Origin of the sequence: Mesorhizobium sp. M8A.F.Ca.ET.202.01.1.1, assembly GCF_004791595.1 — a bacterium.
Taxonomy (GTDB): domain Bacteria; phylum Pseudomonadota; class Alphaproteobacteria; order Rhizobiales; family Rhizobiaceae; genus Mesorhizobium.
Genome location: NZ_SRUN01000199.1, coordinates 1 through 315, shown reverse-complemented (window position 1 = coordinate 315; position 315 = coordinate 1). Strand labels below are relative to the sequence as shown.

Annotated in this window: 1 protein-coding gene; it reads left to right on the top strand. The window is 54.6% G+C overall.

Features of this window, described 5'->3' with window-relative positions; all coding sequences use genetic code 11:
• Positions 1-315 (top strand): ABC transporter substrate-binding protein (locus EN845_RS34490; RefSeq protein WP_245511888.1); only part of this gene is annotated, 315 nt, incomplete at both ends.

Below are 315 nucleotides of genomic sequence, written 5' to 3'. Positions count from 1 at the left end.
ACTGGACCTATGATCGTTGCGGAGTTTAGACAAGGTCAGTTTGATCGCCTCACGCCAAATCCTTATTTCCGTACAGGACAGCCAAAAACTGCCGGCATGATATTGCAATACGTCACGACAATCGATTCAGTCGCGCAGGGTTTGAAGAGCGGCGACCTCGATTACGGCAGCGGTCTCACGGCCGCCCAATGGGCCGACCTCTCAAAGGATCCCAACATAAAGGTCGGTGAATCGCGCGTTGAGCAGCGTAATTATTTGGCCTTTAACACTCTCTCGGAGAAGGGGGCAGGCAGCACCAAGGCCCTGCAGGACCCG